The sequence below is a fragment of the Mesorhizobium sp. B2-3-10 genome (assembly GCF_006442275.1).
Classification (GTDB): domain Bacteria; phylum Pseudomonadota; class Alphaproteobacteria; order Rhizobiales; family Rhizobiaceae; genus Mesorhizobium; species Mesorhizobium australicum.
In genome coordinates this window covers 297,906-318,203 of sequence record NZ_VFVT01000004.1, presented here as the reverse complement: position 1 = coordinate 318,203, position 20,298 = coordinate 297,906, and the positions used below count along the sequence as shown (strand labels likewise).

Annotated in this window: 18 protein-coding genes; 7 read left to right on the top strand and 11 right to left on the bottom strand. The window is 60.3% G+C overall.

Annotated features, from left to right (window positions below; genetic code table 11):
• Window positions 1–14: 14 nt before the first annotated feature.
• From FJ943_RS14170 to FJ943_RS29630, 6 genes are all read right to left on the bottom strand, one after another.
• A complete protein-coding gene (locus tag FJ943_RS14170; RefSeq protein WP_140661330.1) occupies window positions 15–326 on the bottom strand; it encodes a hypothetical protein in 312 nt (103 codons plus the stop codon).
• Window positions 327–344: 18 nt separating this feature from the next.
• Window positions 345–527 carry a DUF3606 domain-containing protein gene (locus FJ943_RS14165; RefSeq protein WP_318011836.1) on the bottom strand — a complete coding sequence of 61 codons (183 nt, stop codon included), beginning with the start codon at window positions 525–527 and terminating at the stop codon, window positions 345–347.
• Between the two features lie 512 nt (window positions 528–1,039).
• On the bottom strand, window positions 1,040–1,222 hold the full coding sequence (locus FJ943_RS14160; protein ID WP_140722264.1) for a hypothetical protein: 183 nt from the start codon (window positions 1,220–1,222) through the stop codon (window positions 1,040–1,042).
• Between the two features lie 107 nt (window positions 1,223–1,329).
• The gene (locus tag FJ943_RS14155; protein ID WP_140722261.1) at window positions 1,330–1,536 is read right to left on the bottom strand and encodes a hypothetical protein; all 207 of its coding nucleotides are present in this window, start codon (window positions 1,534–1,536) and stop codon (window positions 1,330–1,332) included.
• A gap of 1,371 nt (window positions 1,537–2,907) precedes the next feature.
• A complete protein-coding gene (locus tag FJ943_RS14145) occupies window positions 2,908–3,150 on the bottom strand; it encodes a hypothetical protein (RefSeq protein WP_140619114.1) in 243 nt (80 codons plus the stop codon).
• Between the two features lie 1,147 nt (window positions 3,151–4,297).
• Entirely contained in the window at window positions 4,298–4,465 is a 168-nt protein-coding gene (locus FJ943_RS29630; RefSeq protein ID WP_181166426.1) for a hypothetical protein, read from the bottom strand.
• Between the two features lie 1,256 nt (window positions 4,466–5,721).
• Between FJ943_RS29630 and FJ943_RS30250 the strand changes: the two genes are divergently transcribed.
• Window positions 5,722–5,826 carry a Fic family protein gene (locus tag FJ943_RS30250; protein ID WP_318011837.1) on the top strand — a complete coding sequence of 35 codons (105 nt, stop codon included), beginning with the start codon at window positions 5,722–5,724 and terminating at the stop codon, window positions 5,824–5,826.
• Between the two features lie 775 nt (window positions 5,827–6,601).
• Here FJ943_RS30250 and FJ943_RS29625 read toward each other — a convergent pair.
• Complete coding sequence (locus FJ943_RS29625; protein ID WP_181174555.1) at window positions 6,602–6,766, bottom strand: hypothetical protein; 165 nt, start codon at window positions 6,764–6,766, stop codon at window positions 6,602–6,604.
• A gap of 1,725 nt (window positions 6,767–8,491) precedes the next feature.
• On the opposite strand from FJ943_RS29625, the gene FJ943_RS14130 reads away from it, so the two are divergent.
• A complete protein-coding gene (locus FJ943_RS14130) occupies window positions 8,492–9,610 on the top strand; it encodes a PHB depolymerase family esterase (protein ID WP_140722258.1) in 1,119 nt (372 codons plus the stop codon).
• A 93-nt stretch (window positions 9,611–9,703) separates the two neighbouring features.
• Here the strand turns inward: FJ943_RS14130 and FJ943_RS14125 are convergent, their stop codons facing one another.
• From FJ943_RS14125 to FJ943_RS14110, 4 genes are all read right to left on the bottom strand, one after another.
• Entirely contained in the window at window positions 9,704–10,762 is a 1,059-nt protein-coding gene (locus FJ943_RS14125) for a PAS domain-containing protein (RefSeq protein WP_140661333.1), read from the bottom strand.
• A 354-nt stretch (window positions 10,763–11,116) separates the two neighbouring features.
• Window positions 11,117–11,317, bottom strand: a complete 201-nt coding sequence (locus tag FJ943_RS14120) for a hypothetical protein (protein ID WP_140722255.1) — start codon at window positions 11,315–11,317, stop codon at window positions 11,117–11,119.
• A 134-nt stretch (window positions 11,318–11,451) separates the two neighbouring features.
• Complete coding sequence (locus FJ943_RS29965) at window positions 11,452–12,189, bottom strand: hypothetical protein (RefSeq protein WP_140619288.1); 738 nt, start codon at window positions 12,187–12,189, stop codon at window positions 11,452–11,454.
• 37 nt (window positions 12,190–12,226) lie between these two features.
• Window positions 12,227–13,081: a hypothetical protein gene (locus tag FJ943_RS14110; protein WP_140619102.1), complete on the bottom strand. Its 855-nt coding sequence runs from the start codon at window positions 13,079–13,081 to the stop codon at window positions 12,227–12,229.
• A 944-nt stretch (window positions 13,082–14,025) separates the two neighbouring features.
• Between FJ943_RS14110 and FJ943_RS14105 the strand changes: the two genes are divergently transcribed.
• The 5 genes from FJ943_RS14105 (at window position 14,026) to FJ943_RS14085 (ending at window position 20,297) form a co-directional block, all read left to right on the top strand.
• Complete coding sequence (locus FJ943_RS14105; protein ID WP_140661335.1) at window positions 14,026–15,372, top strand: family 1 glycosylhydrolase; 1,347 nt, start codon at window positions 14,026–14,028, stop codon at window positions 15,370–15,372.
• Complete coding sequence (locus FJ943_RS14100; RefSeq protein ID WP_140661336.1) at window positions 15,359–16,096, top strand: SDR family oxidoreductase; 738 nt, start codon at window positions 15,359–15,361, stop codon at window positions 16,094–16,096. The genes FJ943_RS14105 and FJ943_RS14100 overlap by 14 nt, the downstream gene beginning before the upstream one ends.
• Before the next feature lie 652 nt (window positions 16,097–16,748).
• Complete coding sequence (gene ugpC, locus FJ943_RS14095; protein ID WP_140722252.1) at window positions 16,749–17,819, top strand: sn-glycerol-3-phosphate ABC transporter ATP-binding protein UgpC; 1,071 nt, start codon at window positions 16,749–16,751, stop codon at window positions 17,817–17,819.
• Window positions 17,820–17,843: 24 nt separating this feature from the next.
• A complete protein-coding gene (locus tag FJ943_RS14090) occupies window positions 17,844–19,172 on the top strand; it encodes an ABC transporter substrate-binding protein (RefSeq protein WP_140619094.1) in 1,329 nt (442 codons plus the stop codon).
• Window positions 19,173–19,361: 189 nt separating this feature from the next.
• Window positions 19,362–20,297: a sugar ABC transporter permease gene (locus tag FJ943_RS14085; RefSeq protein ID WP_140619092.1), complete on the top strand. Its 936-nt coding sequence runs from the start codon at window positions 19,362–19,364 to the stop codon at window positions 20,295–20,297.
• The last annotated feature ends 1 nt before the right edge of the window (window position 20,298 follow it).

The following is a 20,298-nucleotide window of genomic DNA, read 5'->3' as shown; positions in this document are numbered from 1 at the left end:
GCTTGACGCAGGCCCTACTGATCTGGAAATGGTTGGTGCTCGTCGGCGAGTTCAGACCCGCGAATCTTGCCGGGGATCGGCCGACCAAGGCCGGAGCGGCCCTTGCCTTCCAACCGAACTGGATGCTCGTCACGTGCGGCCAAGCTGTATTCATAGACGGCGGCTTGCTCTTCATCAACCACACGGAACCAATGTTCCTGCAGTGCCCTTGGGGACACTCTTTGCCCGGCAGCCTGTTCGGCTGCTTTCATCGGATCGTCCTCCACGACGACGCGAGACGACACGACGGTGTCAACGTAGATCTCTTCCACCTGGTACTTTGCCATCTTGGCCTCAGCGAGCCTTTAGTTCTTCGCTTCGCGTTCCAGCGTTTCGGCGTCATTACCGTGTTGCTCAATCAGGTCGCGGACTTGCTGGGCCGTAATCCCCGGACTTCCAGAGAGATATCGCACCTCGTAGTCTTCTTCGACCGAGACGCGGTTCCGATCCCGAGAGTCTCTCTTTCGCTTGTCGTCTGCCATCTTCATTCCTCCACTCCTGAGGGGCAACGTGGTTCGCCTGGCTTTGTTGCACAGGCATGGCCGCTTCGTCTCGGCGGGCGAGTCCGGCGCGGGGCTGAGATGCTGAGGGGGCTGGCCTACTAGCCGTCAATGCTCGCCGTGAGCCCCTTGGCCGCAATGGCATACTTTCCCCCTAGAAAGGCTCGGGTTGTCGGTGGCGTCGACGGCGACTTCGAACGGCAGAACTTTGGTGAGCCGGTAAAAAAGGAAACAGCCCTCCCCAGGGCCATGAAGTCCCATGACCGTAGCCTAATTTGAGAGGAAGTATTCCGATAACGCACGGCAAATCGTGCCCACGCTGGCGATCGCGACCTGTCAGCCCCAACGACAGCTGGCGACCATTACGACCGCATGCCGCATCCTGCGCCGGCCGATTGCATGCGCAGGCTAGGACGCAGCAGTCTGGTGACCCGGTGAAGCCGTTGCCTCCGAAATCCCCCTTCCAAAAGAAGTGCGGGAAAAAGTTCGCTGATCTGTAGCTAGGCGCATTTCTTTAATTCGACAACCTCGACGGCGAGGCGGAACGCCTGCCCGTCCGCGTATGAGGGCGCGTACTCTTCAGATTCGAAAGTAAACGTGATGACGCTCCCATAGGCGGTCACACGCACGGTCCATTTCTTCTCGCGGATGATTTCAACGGCATGCTGCTCATGCGGAGCCATGCTCTCCTCCCAGACGTTGAGGCAGCATCTATAGCGTCGTGAAATTCATTTGAATGCAAATAATCCGACATGTGACGTGTCGAAATTCCGGAGCCGCGCCGGACCGATTAGGCTGCTATGATCTTGAGCTGTTCGAGATGCTCCATGGCCAGCTTGTGCAGCGTTTCGGCCGTCTCTTCCTGGGTCCATCCTTGGGCGATGGAGGTGGCGACAAGGGCGGCGAATGCGGTTTCCAGAGCGACCTCGCAATTGACAGGTCGGTCCGGGCTGGTCTCGGGAAGAATGGGTGGAGCAACTTCAGGGGTTTTTGTCATGCACAGCAATCCGCGCGGCTGGAAAAGGTTCCAACCGCCGGCAGAGGAGTTTGGCCCAGCCGTAGGCTGCCTAACTTGTCAAGGTGCGCGGCCGTTCTTAACGTCGCGGTAACGATAACACGGGAGCAAGCAGACCGTGAATGAACGGACAGGATCGGCGGTGGTTATGCCTGGCTCAACAGGGGACCATCTCTTGCTCGTGACCGCCTTCGCCTTGCTGATCTCCTTCTCGGCCAGCCATGCCTCGCTTTCGTGGGCAGCGCCTATTACCGCTCAATCCATATCCGACCTGAACCGGTCCAGCCACGGGTGGAAACTAAGTCCAACAAGACCCACTCCTACACCGACGACCGGATATGAGGGTCCCCGGCGTCGGCGAGCGCCCGAGCGGATCGCTGCTCCTGCGGATTTGCAACTATAAATCGCTTGCCGCGTTGATGCTCGCACAACGAGCGAAGGGACGCCTCATGTGGTTCTTTACGGCCATACTGCTGGGGTTCGTCGTGGCCATCTCGCTCGGGTGGGCTGTCGGCAGTATTGGTCGGTGAGCCACCGGGCTACTCCCTCTAAAACGGACAAAGTATCGACCCGGATTAGGAGAGAGGCACCGCCGCAAGCGGTTTGGCTGCCAGAGATCGGTTGCACGCGGGCAAAAACCTGTTACGCCCTTGGTTCGTTTGATGGTTGCGGATGTTGCTGGTTGAGCAGCGTGGAAAGGGCTGTGATGACCTGAGGCAAAGCAAACGGCTTCGTGCATGATGCTTTCTGGGACGCCCTCCGCGCCCCAGTGCGAGGCACTGTCCCCGCTTAGATATACCATCGTCGCATTGGATTGCCGCACATGCCGGGCAACTTCCCAACCCGATCGTCCATCACCCAGCCGTATGTACGAGATCAGAGCGCTGTACGAACCCGGGTCCGCATCAAAGGTCGACAGGGCTTCGCAGCGCTACTCACAAAACCTGGAAGCCAGCTTCTTCGAGAGCGTCCTGTAGGTCGAGCAGTATCATTGGCTCGTTTCAAAACGATCAGAACCGACCCATTTGCCATGATTCGCCCCGGATGGCACAACGCGCGGAAACAATTAGTTCCGTGTGATGAACGGCTGCCCGCGAGCGCAGATTTATCTGCAGTGGGAACTTCGACTGATCGCTTCTGCAGCAGTGATGCAGTCCTGTCGAGCGCACTCCCTTCAGCGGCCGCGACGGTCGGTTTGCTTGCCACCGTCCGCACCTGCGGCTGGTGTTCGTGGCCCGTGAAGTCGCAGGTTGTAAGCGACGATGGCCCTTAGGGCTAGTCGTTCGGCGAATCGCCGAGCTCTCCCAAATACCAATTCGCAGTCTGCCGAATCAACCGACATGTCGGCACTGTTCACATCCCCAAGGTTTGATCGGGCTCCAGATGAAGGAAAGCTGCGAGCGAGCGACGAGCAGCGTCGTGGGCAGGGTGTTTAGTGGCTTGGGCGAACTGCACCAATGCGTGCTCCACTCCGCTCACCGCCGTTTCCGTTAGCTGCATGTGATAAAGGACCTGGTGGGTGAGCATTGCGAGCTTGGCGTCGCGGTACAACGGGCTGTGTTTGACCCGTCCGGTATCAAAGTCTCCGATCCGCATGTTGGTTCCTCCAGCATTGTAATGACTCCGAAGCAAATCTCTGGCGTCGGCATTGGTTCCGATGGCCTCGAATCGCTTTCTGCAAGGAATTGGCGCCCGCCGACGGCTTTTGGTCGTGGCTGAACTCGGCGCCGATGGCGGTAGGTCATGCACCTCACGCGGCGATATTCGCGCAGCCGAGAGACCGCGCACAGCGCGGCTGGACGTTGGCAGGTACACAATGTCCGAAACCCTGTGGCCACTCAGCCGGTATGGACGGCGAATGTTCAGAAGCCCTGCTCTTACCGGCGCCCTCTGGCCGACAACTCGCAGGCGCTCACCCGATTTTGCGTGCCCTCGATAGGTTCCCTCCAGACGCAGAAAGCCCGCCGGCCCGAGCCAGCGGGCAGTCACACGGAGCCGCGGCACCCGGCCCGATTTGGTCTTCTGGGCATCGGTTCAATGTCCACACCGCCTGCGCTCATCTGCCGCGATCGTCCCCACACAGCCTCGCCCGATCGGTTTGCCCGTACCTGATCGTGTGACCATGGCCATGTCTCCTATCGGCGCGCGGCGGACCGGCGGGCTGCGATGGCCGGCGCGGTAAAGGCAGTGAGTTCGGTGCCTTGGCATCCACCTAGCGTTTCTTCGTCGGCTCGACATTTGCATGCAGGACGGAATGCTATCCCAGCCGATCGGCCCTCAGACGAGGCCATCTTCGCTTCGCGAGCTTTGCGCTCGGCATCGGTGACGACGCGAGTTTCCCGGTCGGTCTGTTCCTGCCTTAGCCTGTCGACCTTGCGACGACTATCGGCCCCTTCAATAGACGACGCCGCGCCCACCAGCCGCCCACCCAGCCATGGTCGTTTAGGTTTCAAACGAAGGCGCCAGACGCGATCGCAGTGGGCCCGCCTCACTGGCAAGGGAAGCGGGCCCGGCCAGGTATTGGGGACCTGACCAGCAGCACGGGTGCTGCCGCCTGTCGAACCAGCCGACGAATATCAGGTTCCCCTACGTTGCATAAAAAGCGCCGGCCTGAGCCAGCGCGCAGATCACAAGGAGGCACCGCAACAGGATAAGCGGTCCGGCTCCGGAACCTCTGGCCGGACACATCTTCCGGCAACCAGCTCGGCGGCCGAAGTGCAGTCGAATGTGCCGCGGCGAAGCATCAGGCGAAAAGCCCGCTGGCAGCGCCATGCTTCCAGGCCAGCTCGGTCGATAAGGTGATGAACGCATCACCAGTTCCAGGCATTGCTTCGCTGAACTGAATGCGGCCACCGGTCGGGATCAATGCCTGGAGAATGTCGCGGCGGTCTTTCACCAGCACGTCGCGCAAGTCGTCCCGTCGAGGTGCAGGAGGTCGAACACCACCAGATAGAGGTCGCGCCGATGTGAGACTGGTAACGGCTGATTGCAGTGCAGGTCAGGCAGGCCAGCTTCATGGATAGTGATCGCCTCGCCGTCGATGATGAAGTCTTTCGCCTCGATCGCCGCTGCTTCGCCGGCAAGCTGGATGTATCAGCCCCCTCCAATCGTAACCATTTTGGTGACTAACCGAAGCGCGTTGTCATCCAATGACCCACCCATCGAATTTTATCTCATGGATCCACTCATCGCCTTGCGGCGGGGGTGCCGACCAGTTCGGGCGCGATCGGCCTGGTGAACTTCAAACGCATCAACTCACTGACGAACTGTCCGTTCCAATAAGCTTTAGCTAAAACAGCTCCGGAACATTTAGCCTGACCGGATGTTGCAGCCCGCATGACAAAGCTATCCGACCTTGGCCCTCCGATTCCCCGCAAACTGCGTGGAGGGCAGCATATTGAAGAGCATCTTCACTTCTACAACTGCCCGTACTGCGGTCAGCGGGTCGACCAACGCGATTTGCGCCAAATCTACTGGCACGAGCGGCCTGGTCATGAGCCGCTGGAGCCCGAGCCTGAGGCGAAGGTGATCGAATTTCCAAAGCGGAAATAAGAAATCCCAGCGAGCGCATGGCCGGCGACAAAGGGATGGGCAGTTCAGCAGACGACGAACACGCCGCAATTCCGCCTACCCGCCATTGAGCTTTACTCTGGAAGACCAGCTGCATTATGCACGATGGCATCGAGCACGGTTTCATAAAATGCTGCCGGTCTCTTGCTCGATTTCGGTGCTACCGATCCCGATCGCCTTCGCATCGGGAAAAGCTTCTGAATAGCCTCTGCCACCGAGATCCCGTCTAACCTGGCCAGACCTGACAGACCTGCTCAGCCGCTTGTCCAAAAAGTTTACGGCCGCGAGTGGTCTCCGCCGCCCTCATGCGACGAACGTAAGCGAAGGTTCGCCTCCCGCCCCTTGTTTCGCAGACACGCACCCAGTTTTCTTCTTGGTGTCTCAATGTGACCGGCTGGCCGACGTGTGCTTCTGCCGCTTTGAACGGCGCCTGGGCCATGAGCACCTGCGAAGACACAACCGACTCGCCGGCCATTATCTCAACTCGATACTCCGCCACTTCGCGCCCTCGCGACTGTTACACAACCGCCATTAACTAAGTTTGAGCTAAAATAGTTCCGGAACTTTGCCGTACTGGGGCACTGGCATGTAGGTTATGTGCACCCTTACCTGGACGGCAACGGCCGTATGGCGCGGTTCCTCATGAATAAGCGGCAGCATGAATGTGAAGCCGTTTGCGGCGTTTCTGGCCGAGCAGGTTAACGAACAGGCCCGCTTCAAGAGGTCAGGCACTCGCGGCCGATGAAGGTGATCTGCCGCGTCCCGTGAACGATCTTGGCCTGCACAGCGAATTCAGGTGAACCTCGTGACGGCCTCCACCCAGAAGCCCCTTCCGAGCCGGGTTAGCGTTGCAGTGCGGACAGGAAAGTCAGGTCCTTAGCGACCAGACGATTGGACGAAACAATACGTTGCTCGCGGGATGAATTGGTCCAGCAAGTCGGATTTCAGGGAAAATGTTCCGGCCTCCTAGTGCGTTCGAATGCTTCACGAGTGCCTAAGGGAGCGCATAACCTCTTGGCCGGCGAGAGGACGCGGCCCCCCGCTAATCTCTCTGGCTGGGCTCGGCGTCTTTCAGGCAACTCTCCTTCAGGGCGCCGAGCCGACAAAACTCTGCTTGCCAAGGCCGCAGCCAATTGGGATCGATCGCCCTCGGGACATTTTAGCTTGAATGTTCGATCGGCAGTCGAAGCATCCGCAAGGTCGGCCACCACCGAACCAACCACGGGTCCAGCTGATTGGCCGGAGAAGTTCTACCGACGCACAGCGTCGCAAGCCCGCAGACAGACGAGACGCCTGCAGGCAATTTTGCACGACACCATCTTTCGGCGTCGGGGCCACAAGACAGGATGACGGTCGAACGATCAAATGCAGGTTCATGGATTAGGCGTGGGGGAGGATCGCGACGAAAACGAGTCCCGCTCCTCCTCAACCTTGAAAACGATGCTTGCTCGAACGGCCAGATCGCCGCCCTCATCTCTTACGAGAATTTGTGGTGATCACCGTCTGTAAGCGCGTCTTTGGTCATCTCCGCCAAAGCTTTGATCGCTTCATATTTGACTGCGGCAAGGTCTTGGCCTTCTCTTCCCTCATCGTCAGGGAATATCGTTCCGTTGTCGTCGAAGTCGAAATAATAGAGCGCCATCGCCGAAAGGCTCGCCGTTTGTTCCTCGCTTTCCCTGATGACCCATTACAGGGGGCAGCGTCAAATGCGCAAAGTCACGCCATGAGCGAGGCGCGCGCCAATTCACCCTCCCCAGCCTTCATCTGTTCGACCTACTTGAAAGCGGGTGCGCGGCCAAGTCAGCCCAGTCGATCGTCCTACCCTTCGCGCGCGGGTCTCTTCGGACGGCAAGATCAGCTTTGGTTCAGGGGGCCGCTATCTCACATGGGTACTCAAATCAGCCCCAGGCGCGCACCCGAATCCTGCCACAATATTGGCCCGCGCCTTCCTGAGGAGTCGCGGGCCGACCAAGATTGGGTCTTTGGTCAGCGGCGGATTCGGAGTGGGAATCGGCCGCCGTGGCTCAATTCGCCCTGCGCCGGAAAGTTCCCCAGCTGGCCTGTCACGATCATGGCCCGAGAGGTCGTGCCCACACGACTGACAGGCGTGCAGATTTGCTCAGAACGCGCCTCCACGGGCTCCCGCGGGGGGTGTCCTCAACGCGGAGAGAACTGCGGCGGATGGGCGGGTTAGCCAGAGCCGCAAAAAAGCCCGCTGGCTGTAAGCCAGACGGGCAGTTCACATGGGAAGGACTGCCCGGGAGCAGGCAGGCCGGCACCCGAACCTTGGTCTCAAGCAATGTTCCAGCCCGCCAGGCCGGGCGGGACCCGCCAGGCAACTCTGCAGTCGGCCGACGGGGCCAACGATGACTGGCGGAGCAGGTCCACCGTAGAAACAGAAATGATCCGCATGCGACGTCGTCGGGAAAGCCCGCCCGAGCCAACGGCAGGTCACATGGAGGACCGCGGCGAGTAATAGTGAGAGATACCAACCTGATACCGGCCACACGCGTCCGAAGTGGAGAGCGGCCGGTCAAGGGCCCACCTGTTGCGGTCCCGCTCTCACCGGTGCGGGCGATCCTCCGCGATAACGTTGTAGAGAACACAGCACGCCAACAAGGAGACGACACCGCCGAGGAGATCATTCCCCGTCAGACCAGAAAAATAGACGAATTCAAACGCTGACACGGCGTCCTCTCAATTGGAAAACTCCACCGAGGTAGAACCGTCAGCAAGCTCTGATGTTCCGCTCCCGTGTGGCACTTCTGGACGTCCTTGACGCCGGGACGGCATGCCCCGTGTCAACCGTTTTGGCCTTGCTCCGACCGAAGCCGGAACCATCGCCGGCGCGGCGAAATCGTGTTGGTCACCGTCGGACGGCGAGCCTTTCTCGGCGCAGTGTCCAGGCGCGATGATGGTCCCGCTAAGGCAAGTTCGCCGGACTTGTGGAAAGGGGATGACGCTGCACGGCTTGCGAAAGGCGCTAGGCGTTTATCTCGCCAAGGCAGAAGCCCTCCACAGGCAGCTTCTCACGTGCTGAGGCAGGACGATATTGACGACGCGGAACTCTATCGTGGCGAAGCGTCGTGGGGATCCAGTTGTGCACCTGATGAGCAGCAAGCCGCCACTTGGCGGGCTTGTGCTCTGTCAGCCACACAAAGAGGATGTCAGTGTGTGAAAGTCGAGAGCGGCCAGTCCGTTTTCCACCCATGCTGCTCGATCGGAGGGCTCTCTGCACCGGCGATGCAAAGCCAATCCCATGCGGAATCGATTGCTTGCAGGCAATTTATGCTGCACTGCAGCAACCAATCTGGAGACGCGGCGTTCCGTTGTTCGATCCGCTCTGGATCGACGAAAGGATACCGACATGAGAAGTCTCGCCGATACCGTTGCACGCTTGGCTGCTCGGCGAAAACAGATCGACGGCGTCTTGAACGGTTCCGAAAAAGACCGGTTTTCCGAACTTCAGGCGTTCGGGTCAAATCCCGGAAACCTGCGAGGCTGGACATACCGCCCCAAGGATCTTGCGGCGAAGGCCTCTCTGGTGGTTGTCCTCCATGGCTGTACGCAGTCCGCTGCATCCTATGACCGCGGCGCCGGCTGGTCGAGGACGGCGGATCGCAATGGTTTTGCCGTCCTCTTTCCAGAACAGCAGCGCAGCAACAATCCCAATCTTTGTTTCAACTGGTTTGTCCCCGACGACACCCGACGGGGCTCCGGCGAGGCGCTTTCGATCCGCCAAATGATAGAGGCCGTGGTCACCGCTCACGACATCGACCGCACCAGGATCTTTATCACCGGACTTTCCGCCGGCGGGGCAATGGCCGCCGCCATGTTGGCGACTTACCCGGAAGTCTTCGCCGGCGGGGCCATCATAGCCGGTCTACCCTACGGCAGCGCCACTAGCCTGCCGCAGGCTTTCGACCGCATGCGAGGGCACGGCGGCCCCACTGCGAAGCAGTTGGCGACGACCGTCCAGCAAGATTCCGGTCATGACGGACCATGGCCGAAACTCTCCGTCTGGCACGGAAGCGCCGACACAACAGTCAGTCCGGTCAACTCCGAGCAGCTCGTCGGGCAGTGGCTTGCATTGCGCGGCCAAAGTAGAGTGCAACCCGAGACGCAGGTGCATCAGAGCTATCGCCGCGATGTCTGGAAGAACGCTGCCAATGAGGAAGTCATCGAATCGTACCTGATCGCAGGCATGGCGCACGGGACCGCCGTGGACTCCGCGGACGGATTGAGTCACGGCGGATCCTTTATGATCGATACCGGCATATCGTCCACTTCGCTTATCTCCCGGTTCTGGGGATTTGAAGAAGCGGGCTCTCAGGTCCCATCGCCTGATGTGCGTTTACCGGCAAAATCTGTTGGGCACTCCCCTTTGGTGGTCGCACATCCACCCTTCGAACCGCGCAGCGGTCTGGCGGCTGGGCCCGGTCCGCTTATCGAAAGCGCCCTTCGCGCTGCCGGCTTGATGAAATAGTTCATGGCTAGATTTTTTGATGAACCTTCGTCTAGCGGGGGTCGGCCTGCGACGCCGCTATGGAAAAATGGGAGTGCCAGATGAACGAGCGTCTCAGATACCCTTGGCTGTCGAAACGGCAGCTGCTCCCGGGATGCTTATGCTGATTTTCAAACCGTCCGCTGCCCACTCCCGTAGGATCTCACCCTGAAGCTGCTTCTGGACAATTGCATTGACCATGGTCGTTCCGAAGCCGGGCGCCCCTGGCCGAGATTCAGCTTTACGTCTCCCGCTTTCTTCCCACCGCAGGTTAAAGCCGCCATGATGGCCCGTCCCATGCCAGCTGACCTGCAACCGCCCCGTACCCTGGGCGAGGGTCCCATGGGTGGCGGCGTTGACGATCAATTCATGGGCGACGAGAGCCAGTGGTTGAACGACCACCGCCGGGATCAGTACTTCAGGACCGCTCATTGCCGTCCTGCCAGACGCAAACTGGGCGACCTGCCTGGAGACGATTTCGTCCAGCGGCACATCGCGCCAGCCGCGCTCGGCCAATAAAGCGTGTGCGACTGCCAGAGCCTGGATCCGTCGTTGAACGGCCGCGGCATAGAGCGATGCATTGTCCGCCTTGCTCAGCCGAACGATACCATCGACAACCGCTAGAACGTTCTTTGCGCGATGGTCGACCTCCATAAGGAGGCGGTGCTCCGCCGCTTCCAGGCTCTGGATCATGCGATGTTTCGTAACGTCGATCTGCGACGCGAAGTAGTAAAGGAGCGCGCCTTCATCGTCCTTGATAGGGCTCAGATGGAGCTGGTTCCAGAATGGCGATCCGTCCTTGCGGAAGTTCAGTATCTCTACATTGGTCTCGCGTTCACGCTCTATCGCCGCTCGAATTTCAGCAACGGCCGCGGGTGATGTTCCCTCCCCTTGCAGGAAGCGGCAATTTCGACCCAAGACTTCATCGGATGTATAACCGGTCAGATCCAGGAAAGCTCTGTTGGCGAGCACGATAGGATTGTCAGGCTGCCGAGCATCGGTGATGACTATGGGCATGCGCGTGCGTTCGAACGCCGCCGACGCCAACTCCTTGCGATCCGCCCATGCAGTGGTGGCTGCTGCGGCCGGCGCGTCGCCATGGAGGGCTGACGGTGATTTAGCGTTGTCAGGCACTCTTTGCTCACTCGATAGAGGTCAGCGATAACGTCCGACTTCCTACAAGGTTTCCAATGTGATGTTTCGAACCGGACTGGTAGAAGGAGTAAAGCCGCGTAATCCGTTCTTCGAATTACTTGAGGCGAGCAACCGGGGTGCCGCAGCTGAAATGTGCAACCTACCGGGCAGACCAAACATCGCCGGCGTGTATCAGGAGGATACCTATGTTGTTCGACAGCTTGACCGATAGCCTCGATCGATGGCGAACCGATGAAAAGGTCGCCACAAAGGCGGAGCCGCAAACTGCGAACAGATGAGCGCCAAAGCGCATTACAGCCGTCAGAGCAGGACGCTCATCAGGGCGTCCCGACTTTAATCAATGGGCCATTCCGTACGCCACTTTCCATCGACGCCTTGAACCAATACCTCTGCATCGTAGCCAGTGGCCGAGGCACTGCTGGCTGCCTTGACAGCCGCACGGACGGCCTCCGAATGCGCTGAATAGCGATAGTCCTTGCCGTCAAAACCGGACCAGCCATTGATCACCGGTCCTTGAAATGAAGTACCTGACATGCGCCATGGGCCGCCCCCCGATGCGTCGCATAGAAATCACGATGTCCACTGGCTGTGCAACAAGCATCACGAGATGACGGCATATTGCCCGGCCAGCCAAACGGTGCGACGTTCGAACGGGGTCAAACGAGTTCTCATTTTATCGCTGTGACCCTGCCGGCCCTGTCCAGTCGACAGTCGACCTCGGCCTGCCGAACTTCGACGCCCCCTTGCCTTGCATACTCTATTTGCACCTTGATTGGTGCCGTGAATGCACCTCCACCTCGACGCAACAACCCTGCGCTTAACGCCCGCACGCGGACAGCGCCAAGCAGCGTGGCCGCGGATGTGATTGCGGAGCGGCAGGCCTGCACAACAGCAGCCGGTATACCGGGCTTCGCTCTGAGGGGTCTCTGAGGCCTGATTGGATAGCCGTCGGTGAAGCCGCCGTCAGTAGATACGGAAGGCTTAAGAATTGGTGGCAAGGCAATCGATTGCTTACCACTCCCGGCGGACGCAGCGGCGGTGGGCCCAGCCGTTCCTTTGGGTGTGGTGGCTGGACTGCCACTGCCGGTAGGCGACCCGTCGTAGGCCGCCGGATCATCGCCCGTACCAATACTGGTCGAAACGCCTGCGCCTGGGTCGCCGACATTGCCGCTGGCACCAACGCCAACGCCAACTGATCCCTTGCCCGCGCCAACCGAAGCTCCGACATGTGATCCCCCTGCATCGCCGACGCTCGCTCCCACCCCGACCGATGCGCCTTGCGAACCGGCGTTTACTCCGGCGCCGACTCCGATTCCGCCGACGCTGGCGCCTACCCCTTTGTCGAGAGCGCAGGCAGGTCCGATTCCAATCCCGATCATCAGGGCGGCGGCGACGTACTGTTTCATTGCTATGTTGACCTCGGCATACATTCGGCTCCACGGTTCACTGGCGCGGGTCGAGCCCTTTCGGTGGTCGGGTCGGCAGCAATGCGAGGGGAAGAGAGAGCGGGCCCAAGACAGCAGCCTGTTTCTGTTTTTCTCGCGAGCCCGGTTTGCGCCTCCATTCGACACCTGATCTGGGTGGTGCACGTGCAACCACACCTGCCGGCTTATGGATCATTCGCGAGCGCGCTGCAGCCGCAGGCCGGTTCCTGGTTGCGAGGTCGTCGATTGCCTCGCGCGCGGCACTCAGGCTCAGGGCCAGACCGGTCGCCCGTTCACGTTCTTCGTCCAGCGCCGCGCTTAACCCTACCGAGGTCCGGTTTGAAGCGTCACGTTCCTTGCGAACGACGTCGAGATCACGGGCAGCTGAATCGGCTCGTTTGCGTTCCAGTTCGAGCGCTTCTCCAGCTTGCCGTAGGCCTGCTTCGGCCGCCTCACGGTTCTTATTGGCGTTGGCCAGCTCGACGGCGGCGGCATTTGCGGCTGTCTTGAGGGCCTCGATGGTTCGGTGAGCCGTTGTGAGCTCTTGTCCCAAGAGCTCAACCTTGTGCCGTTGGTCGTCAAGAGCTTGCGTCACAGCAGTCTCGGGGAGGTGGTTGGAGCGTTGGGTTGCAGCGGCGGCGGCGGGCTTCTCACCGCCCCAGAGAGTGGCTTCGGCCCTGAAGCTTTCGATGGCGCGCTGCGCCGTCTGCAGATCGAGCGAAAGGGCTTCGTCCTTTTGCTGCTGCTCTTTTAGAGCTTGTGCTTGCTTGGCTAGCTCGGCTCGTGCGGCATCCAATTCGCGTCGTAACATCTCCTGATTTTCGCCGGGCAGCGTTTGCGCCTCTGTGTCGGGTGCCTGTGCTTGGCCGGCCACCAGCTCTCCAGGTGCGTGGGATCCGAACGCTCGCGCCGGTGTCTCGTCGGGCTCTTTGGCGACATCAACGTGTTCTGCAAATGCCTCCGACGAGCTGTCGCTGGCTGGGGGAGCCGCTGACGCGTCAGGCGCCCGCTGACTGTGTGCCGCAGATGCGAACAGCAAAACCAGGCATAGCGCAGAGAGGGTGAAAATGGCCCGGCCTGGACTTCCGCGCGTTGCGTGCGGCAAAAGCGAAGTCCATCGCCCAATCAAGCTGAACGCACCGAGGGGGGAAATCGCTCTCGTGCTCTGCCCATGACGCATCGCTGAACCTCAAGACCGCGGCCCTCACCGCATTGTATTTCCACCTGTTGAACATCCGCGCAGCCGAGCAAAAGCGCGAAGCCAGCGAAACATCAGCGCGCGCCAAAGCATCAGTTCGAACCTAACTGCTGGTTCCTTAGCTGCCATCATTCGAACGAACGGGAGATTCGTTCTTTAAGTGCGTGCCTTGCTTGGCTTCCCGCCTTGGCTCCAGCCCATTCCTTTGGCTGCTCCACTGTCGTGCAAAAAGGAGGGAGGCTGCCCTTGTGCCGAACCGGCGGGCTACGGCAAGGGTGTTTCGCGCCACCGCCATAGCCGCCACCAGGACACCGTCGTCGTGACGAACGCGTTCCGCCAGTGGCCATCAGAGCACGCAGGCGGCAACAGTTATCCGCATCGTGTGGCCATCTCTTCGCTTGGGGGTTCCAGGACGAAATCACCTTCGGCGAAAATCCCCTCACTCGGCCACGTCAAGAAACTGAACACGCAGAACGCGGCATACCCGGCGAGACCCGCCACGCCATCCCGGTATTGGTCGCGTATCGCCAAGAAGCGCGATGACCTGCCGCCTGACCGGAACTGCGCTGCAACCTGGACGTTGGGAAATGGCTGCAGCTTGGCTGGCTCAGGACCCTTTCATGTTCAATTTCGTCTTTGCCACCGGCATTGAAAACAGCGCTCCCACGATTAGTGGAGGTCGGGAGCGTGTCGACGAAATGGAGAAATGTCGCTTCTACCAGCAATGGCGCACCGACTTCGAACTGCTCCAGGATCTGGGTCTTCGCTTCCTCCGCTACGGGCCTCCAATTCACAAGACTTGGCTGGGCGACGGACACTACGACTGGACCTTCGCCGATGAGACCTTCTCTGACCTGAAGGCTAAGGATATTCTTCCGATCGTCGACCTCTGCCATTTCGGCGTTCCGGACTGGGTGGGCAATTTCCAGAATCCGGATTTTCCGCGGCTATTTGAATGTTACGCGCGCGACTTCGCAACCCGCTTTCCTTGGATCCAGCTCTACACACCCGTCAATGAGATGTTCATCTGCGCCACCTTTTCAGCGCGCTGGGGTTGGTGGAACGAGCAACTGAGCACCGATGCCGCGTTCGTCACCGCTCTCAAGCATATCGTGAAGGGCAACGTGGTGGCGATGCGGGCGATCCTGCAAGTGAGGCCCGACGCTATTTTCATTCAAAGTGAATCCTCGGAATACTTCCACGCCGACTCCCCCGAGGCCATCGGCAAGGCGGAGCGCTTCAATAGCCAGCGTTTCCTATCGCTCGACCTCAATTACGGGCATGACGTCGACGCCCGTACGTATCGCTACCTGCTCGAAAACGGGATGACCGCGCAGGAGTACAGCTTCTTTCTGGAAAACCATTTGCGCAGGCATTGCGTGATGGGCACTGACTATTACCAGACCAACGAGCACCGGGTTTGGGCGGACGGAACCACGTCGGCTTCCGGCGAGGTGTTTGGCTATGACGAAATTACGCGCCAGTATTTCAACCGTTACCGCCTGCCTGTCATGCATACAGAGACAAACATTCGCGAAGGCCCGAACGGGGACGAGGCCGTTTACTGGTTGTGGAAGGAGTGGGCCAACGTGCTTAGGATCCGCAACGACGGCATACCGATCGTCGGATTCACCTGGTACTCGCTGACGGATCAGGTGGACTGGGACAGCGCCCTGCGCGAGAACAACGGAACGGTCAATGCGGTCGGCCTCTATGACTTGGACCGTAATCCCAGGGCGGTGGGAACCGCATATAAAGCGCTCATCGCCAACTGGAACAAGCTGCTCGCCACCCAAAGTGTGTGCCTGGCTTTGCCCGTCTTTTTGCCGTCCGAGCAGGACGACCCAAGCGTTCGCGCACAGCAGGACTATGCGCGGGGCCTTTTGCATGTGGACCGGATCGCTGAAGCGGGGGCCGAACCGCTCGAACCCTCCAAGGACAAGGTGAAACCCGATGCGCCTGGCTGACAAGAGTGCAATTGTGACCGGCGCTGCAAGCGGCATCGGGCTGGCCATCGCGACCCGCTTGGGCACCGAAGGCGCCCGCGTTGTCATAGCCGACCTAGTTGGAGCCAATGCGCAGGCGGCCGCACAGGCAGTCCGAAAAGCCGGCGCACCGGACACCGCCGTGTCGGCTGGCGACGTTTCAGACGAGGTTGCAGTCGCACAGTGCTGTCGACTGGCGCTGGCGCGATTCGGCAGGTTGGACATTATCGTCAACAACGCCGGCCTGATAATGTTCAAGCCTCTCGAGGCGTTCACCAGCGCGGACTGGCTGAAGGTGCTGAGTGTGGACCTGCTGGGGGCAGTCCATTTCACGCGTGAGGCATTCGCGCACATGACCAATGGCGGGTCGATCGTGAACATCTCAAGCGTGCACGCGCTTGAAACGACGCCGCATGTTGCCCCTTACGCAGCGGCGAAAGCCGCGCTGCTGTCGCTCACCCGGTCGACCGCGATCGAAGGCCGGGCGCGTGGCATACGCGCCAATGCTATCCTGCCAGGGGCCATCGACACACCGATGCTTTGGGAAAATCCGAACATCAAGTCCGGCGTCGAAACCATTAGCCCGGAAGATGTCGGCAAGCCCGAGCAGATTGCCGCGGCCGCCGCTTTCCTGGCTTCAGACGACGCCGCCTTTGTGAACGGCGCGGCGCTCAACGTGGATGGCGGCCGGTTGGCGCGGCTCTAGACGTGCACGCGGTATTGCTGCGGCACTGCGAAGCCAGGTCTCGCATGGATCACCCGCACCGGCGTGGACGGCGCGCGCGTGGGCAGGGAACAATCCTGGGCCCGGGGGCTCGAAGACAATCACATTGTCACGGCTGGAGAAAGGCTCGCATCAAGCTGGGCAGCCCAGATTGCATCCCTCAGCGCTCCGGCAGGAGCATCTCCGGACAGCGGCAGCGATGCGGACCAATGCCACGAAGGAGATCACGAGAGGCGCGATGGGCGGCATGAATGCGGACGAGCGGTCTCCAGCGGTCGGCCTACCAGGAGCCGAGCCTCGTCGGCCAACCAGCTCGCCGGCCGTCAGTCCATTCGATTGCCGTTGAGGTCGCCGCCACTGGCCGCCGCCTTGTTCCGCAATATTTGGAGAATCGGAGGTGCACAAGGATGGGACGGCGATGGCCGAGGAATGCTGCGTTTGTCCCGAGCGGCCGAGCGCCTCTCGAAACATTGAAAATTCGATCTAGATCACTGTGGCCCAGGGAGATCAGGCCGTGCTTTACACGCACTGCTGGTAGCGCTACCACTTCAGATGGAGGACGCGGCAAGACCGGAAGCTGCGTATGTGAAGTGGACGTCTTCTTGCAGGCGTCTAATCGCTCGGGAGGAAATCGATGGCGTCCGTTGCGATCCGCGATGTCTATAAGTCCTTCGGCGTCGCCGAGATTCTCCATGGCGTCGGCATCGACATAGAAGACGGCGAGTTCGTCACGCTCGTCGGCCCCTCGGGCTGTGGGAAGTCGACGCTGTTGCGCATGATCGCGGGCCTGGAGGGCATCACGCGCGGCGAGATCGCCATTGGTGGGCGCGTTGTCAACGCGGTCGCCCCCAAGGAGCGCGACATTGCCATGGTGTTCCAGAACTACGCGCTCTATCCACATATGACGGTGCGAGAGAATATGGCGTTCTCCCTGATGTTGAAGCGTGTCTCGAAGCAGGAGAGCGATGCCAAGGTTGCGCGTGCCGCGGAAATTCTCAACCTCACGCCGCTTCTGTCGCGCTATCCCCGGCAGCTTTCCGGCGGGCAGCGGCAGCGCGTGGCGATGGGCCGGGCGATCGTTCGCGACCCGCAGGTGTTCTTGTTCGACGAGCCCCTCTCCAATCTGGATGCCAAGCTGCGCGTGCAGATGCGCGCAGAGATCAAGGAACTGCACCAGCGCCTGAAGACCACGACCGTCTATGTCACTCACGACCAGATCGAGGCGATGACGATGGCCGACAAGATCGTCGTCATGCATGACGGCAATGTGGAGCAGATCGGGCGCCCGCTCGATCTTTATGACCGCCCCGACAATCTTTTCGTGGCGATGTTCATCGGCTCTCCAGCCATGAACATGCTGACAGGACGCATTGGCGCCAGCGGCTTTGAAGGCAGCTCCGGCGTCGCCGTACACTTGCCGCAGACGCCGAAAGGCCTGAATGGAGGTCGAGTGGTACTTGGCATCCGGCCAGAGCATCTGCGCCTCTGCGACCAGGGCTTTCCCGTCACCATCTCCGTCATCGAACCGACCGGGTCGGAGTTGCAGATCATCGGCCGCGCCCCTGGCGGCGAAGAGATCGTCGCGAATTTTCGGGAGCGCCACCCGTTCCAGCCGGGCCAAACCGTCAGGCTCGCCGCCGAACCAAGCCTGGTCCATCTCTTTGACGCAGATACGGGCCGCCGGCTTTTAATATGCCGAGGTTAGCCAATCAAACAGGAGGAAATGGCCATGAGATACACCAGAAGAGACGTGATCCGCACCAGCGCCGTTGCTGCGGCGGCCGGAGCAATCGGTAGCCGGCTGCTTGGCACGTCAGCCTTTGCCCAGGATGGGCCGAAATACACGCCCGAAAAGGGCGCCAAGCTCAGGCTCCTTCGCTGGTCACCATTCGTCCAGGGTGATGAGAACGCCTGGCTGGCGCAGACGAAGAAATTCACCGATGCCACCGGTGTCGAGGTGCGCGTCGACAAGGAGAGCTGGGAGGACATTCGTCCCAAAGCGGCGGTCGCCGCCAATGTCGGCTCGGGTCCTGACCTGATGTTCGTCTGGTTCGACGATCCGTTCCAATATCCCGACAAGCTCCTCGATGTGACCGATCTCGGAGATTATCTGGGCAAGAAATATGGCGGCTGGCACGAGGGCCCAAAGAGCTACGCCACCAAGGACGGCAAGTTCATCGGGCTGCCGCTGGCTACCATAGGCAACGCGATCGTCTACCGCGAGAGTTGGGTCAAGGAGGCCGGCTTTTCCGAGTTCCCGAAGGACACCGACAGCTTCCTCGAATTGTGCAAGGCTCTGCAAGCCAAGGGCCACCCAGCCGGCTTCACCCACGGCCACGGCGTCGGCGACGGCAACAACTACGCCCACTGGCTCTTATGGAGCCATGGCGGCAAGATGGTCGACGAGAACAGCAAGGTGGTGATCAACAGTCCCGAGACGCTGAAGGCGATCGAATATGCCCAGGCCCTCTACAAGACCTTCATCCCTGGCACCGAAAGCTGGCTCGACGTCAACAACAATCGTGCCTTCCTGGCCGGCGAGCTGTCGGTCATCGCCAACGGTATCTCGGCCTATGAAACAGCCAGGATCAACAAGGACAAGGATCCCAAGCTGGCTGAAATGGCCAAGGACATCCGCACGGCCAGCTTGCCGATCGGTCCGGTCGGCAAGGCGGTGGAGCTTTACCAGGTCACTTCGGCGGTGATCTTCAACTACACGCCCTATCCCAACGCGGCCAAGGCCTATCTGCAGTTCATGTTCGAGGAACCGCAGATGTCGGAATGGATCAAGGGCTCTTCCGGCTATTGCTGCCAGACCTTGAAGGCCTACGACGACAATCCGATCTGGAAGGCCGATCCAAACTATGCGCCCTATGCCAAGGCGTCAGCGACGCTGCGCAACAACGGCTACGCAGGGCCGCTCGGCTACGCGTCCGCCGCGACCATGGCCGACTATGTGCTGGTCGACATGTTCGCCAAGGCGGTGACTGGTCGGGCGACACCGCAGGAGGCAATGGAAGAGGCCGAAAAGCGCGCCAACAGGTATTACCGGGTGTAGTCTGGACGTGTTCTTCCATTCGCGGGGGAAGACGCTTGTTGTTTTCCAGTCGACCCCAGCAGGCGCCGCGACGTGCCGCCGAAAGGCACGCGCCCGCAAGGAGAGAGCGCGGACCAATGGGCCCGCGCGCCTGTAGTCCACGAAGGTCGAAGGACTGCTGCAACTCGATACCCGCCACAGGAGCCTTTCATGGCCGTGACAACCGCCGCCCCGCCCCGCCCTTCCTTCTTGTCGCGCATTGCCGAAAGCCGTGGCCTGCTCAGCTTTGGCTTTATGCTGCCGACAGTGGTGCTGCTGCTGGTCTTTCTGACCTATCCGCTCGGGCTGGGCGTCTGGCTCGGCTTTACCGACGCCCGCATCGGCAGGCCGGGCGTCTTCATCGGCCTTGAGAATTATGAATACCTCTGGGACGACAGCGTGTTCTGGCTGTCCGTGTTCAACACGCTTCTCTACACGGTGAGCGCGTCTATCCTGAAGTTCGCCCTCGGCCTTTGGCTGGCGTTGCTGCTCAACGAGAACCTGCAGTTCAAATCGTTTTTCCGCGCCGTGGTGCTTCTTCCCTGGGTGGTGCCGACGGTGCTATCGGCGATCGCCTTCTGGTGGATCTACGATTCGCAATTCTCGATCATCTCCTGGGCCCTCAAGCAGATGGGCCTCATCGACCACAACATCAACTTCCTTGGCGATCCGCAAAACGCGCGCGCTTCGGTGATCGCCGCTAATGTCTGGCGCGGCATTCCCTTCGTCGCCATAACGCTGCTTGCCGGCCTGCAGACGATCCCGCAATCACTCTACGAAGCCGCCACGCTGGACGGCGCCGGTCGATGGCAGCTGTTTCGTTATGTCACCTTGCCGCTGCTGACGCCGATCATCGCCATCACGATGACCTTTTCGGTACTGTTCACCTTCACCGATTTCCAGCTCATCTATGTGCTGACGCGCGGCGGCCCGGTGAACGCCACACATCTCATGGCGACGCTTTCTTTCCAACGTGGCATTTCGGGCGGGCAGCTCGGCGAAGGCGCAGCCATCGCCGTGGCGATGATCCCGTTCCTACTAGGCGCGATCCTGTTCAGCTATTTCGGCCTGCAGCGACGCAGATGGCAGCAAGGCGGCGGAGATTGAG

Excerpts from the sequence above, each read along its gene's own strand:
- FJ943_RS29625 (WP_181174555.1), bottom strand. The coding sequence starts at position 6,766 with ATGGCGCTCTATTATTTCGACTTCGACGACAACGGAACGATATTCCCT.
- FJ943_RS14155 (WP_140722261.1), bottom strand. The coding sequence starts at position 1,536 with ATGACAAAAACCCCTGAAGTTGCTCCACCCATTCTTCCCGAGACCAGC.
- FJ943_RS14165 (WP_318011836.1), bottom strand. The coding sequence starts at position 527 with ATGAAGATGGCAGACGACAAGCGAAAGAGAGACTCTCGGGATCGGAAC.
- FJ943_RS14145 (WP_140619114.1), bottom strand. The coding sequence starts at position 3,150 with ATGCGGATCGGAGACTTTGATACCGGACGGGTCAAACACAGCCCGTTG.
- FJ943_RS14100 (WP_140661336.1), top strand. The coding sequence starts at position 15,359 with ATGCGCCTGGCTGACAAGAGTGCAATTGTGACCGGCGCTGCAAGCGGC.
- FJ943_RS14120 (WP_140722255.1), bottom strand. The coding sequence starts at position 11,317 with ATGTCAGGTACTTCATTTCAAGGACCGGTGATCAATGGCTGGTCCGGT.
- FJ943_RS14085 (WP_140619092.1), top strand. The coding sequence starts at position 19,362 with ATGGCCGTGACAACCGCCGCCCCGCCCCGCCCTTCCTTCTTGTCGCGC.
- FJ943_RS29965 (WP_140619288.1), bottom strand. The coding sequence starts at position 12,189 with ATGAAACAGTACGTCGCCGCCGCCCTGATGATCGGGATTGGAATCGGA.
- FJ943_RS14090 (WP_140619094.1), top strand. The coding sequence starts at position 17,844 with ATGAGATACACCAGAAGAGACGTGATCCGCACCAGCGCCGTTGCTGCG.
- FJ943_RS14160 (WP_140722264.1), bottom strand. The coding sequence starts at position 1,222 with ATGGCTCCGCATGAGCAGCATGCCGTTGAAATCATCCGCGAGAAGAAA.
- ugpC (WP_140722252.1), top strand. The coding sequence starts at position 16,749 with ATGGCGTCCGTTGCGATCCGCGATGTCTATAAGTCCTTCGGCGTCGCC.
- FJ943_RS14130 (WP_140722258.1), top strand. The coding sequence starts at position 8,492 with ATGAGAAGTCTCGCCGATACCGTTGCACGCTTGGCTGCTCGGCGAAAA.
- FJ943_RS14105 (WP_140661335.1), top strand. The coding sequence starts at position 14,026 with ATGTTCAATTTCGTCTTTGCCACCGGCATTGAAAACAGCGCTCCCACG.
- FJ943_RS14170 (WP_140661330.1), bottom strand. The coding sequence starts at position 326 with ATGGCAAAGTACCAGGTGGAAGAGATCTACGTTGACACCGTCGTGTCG.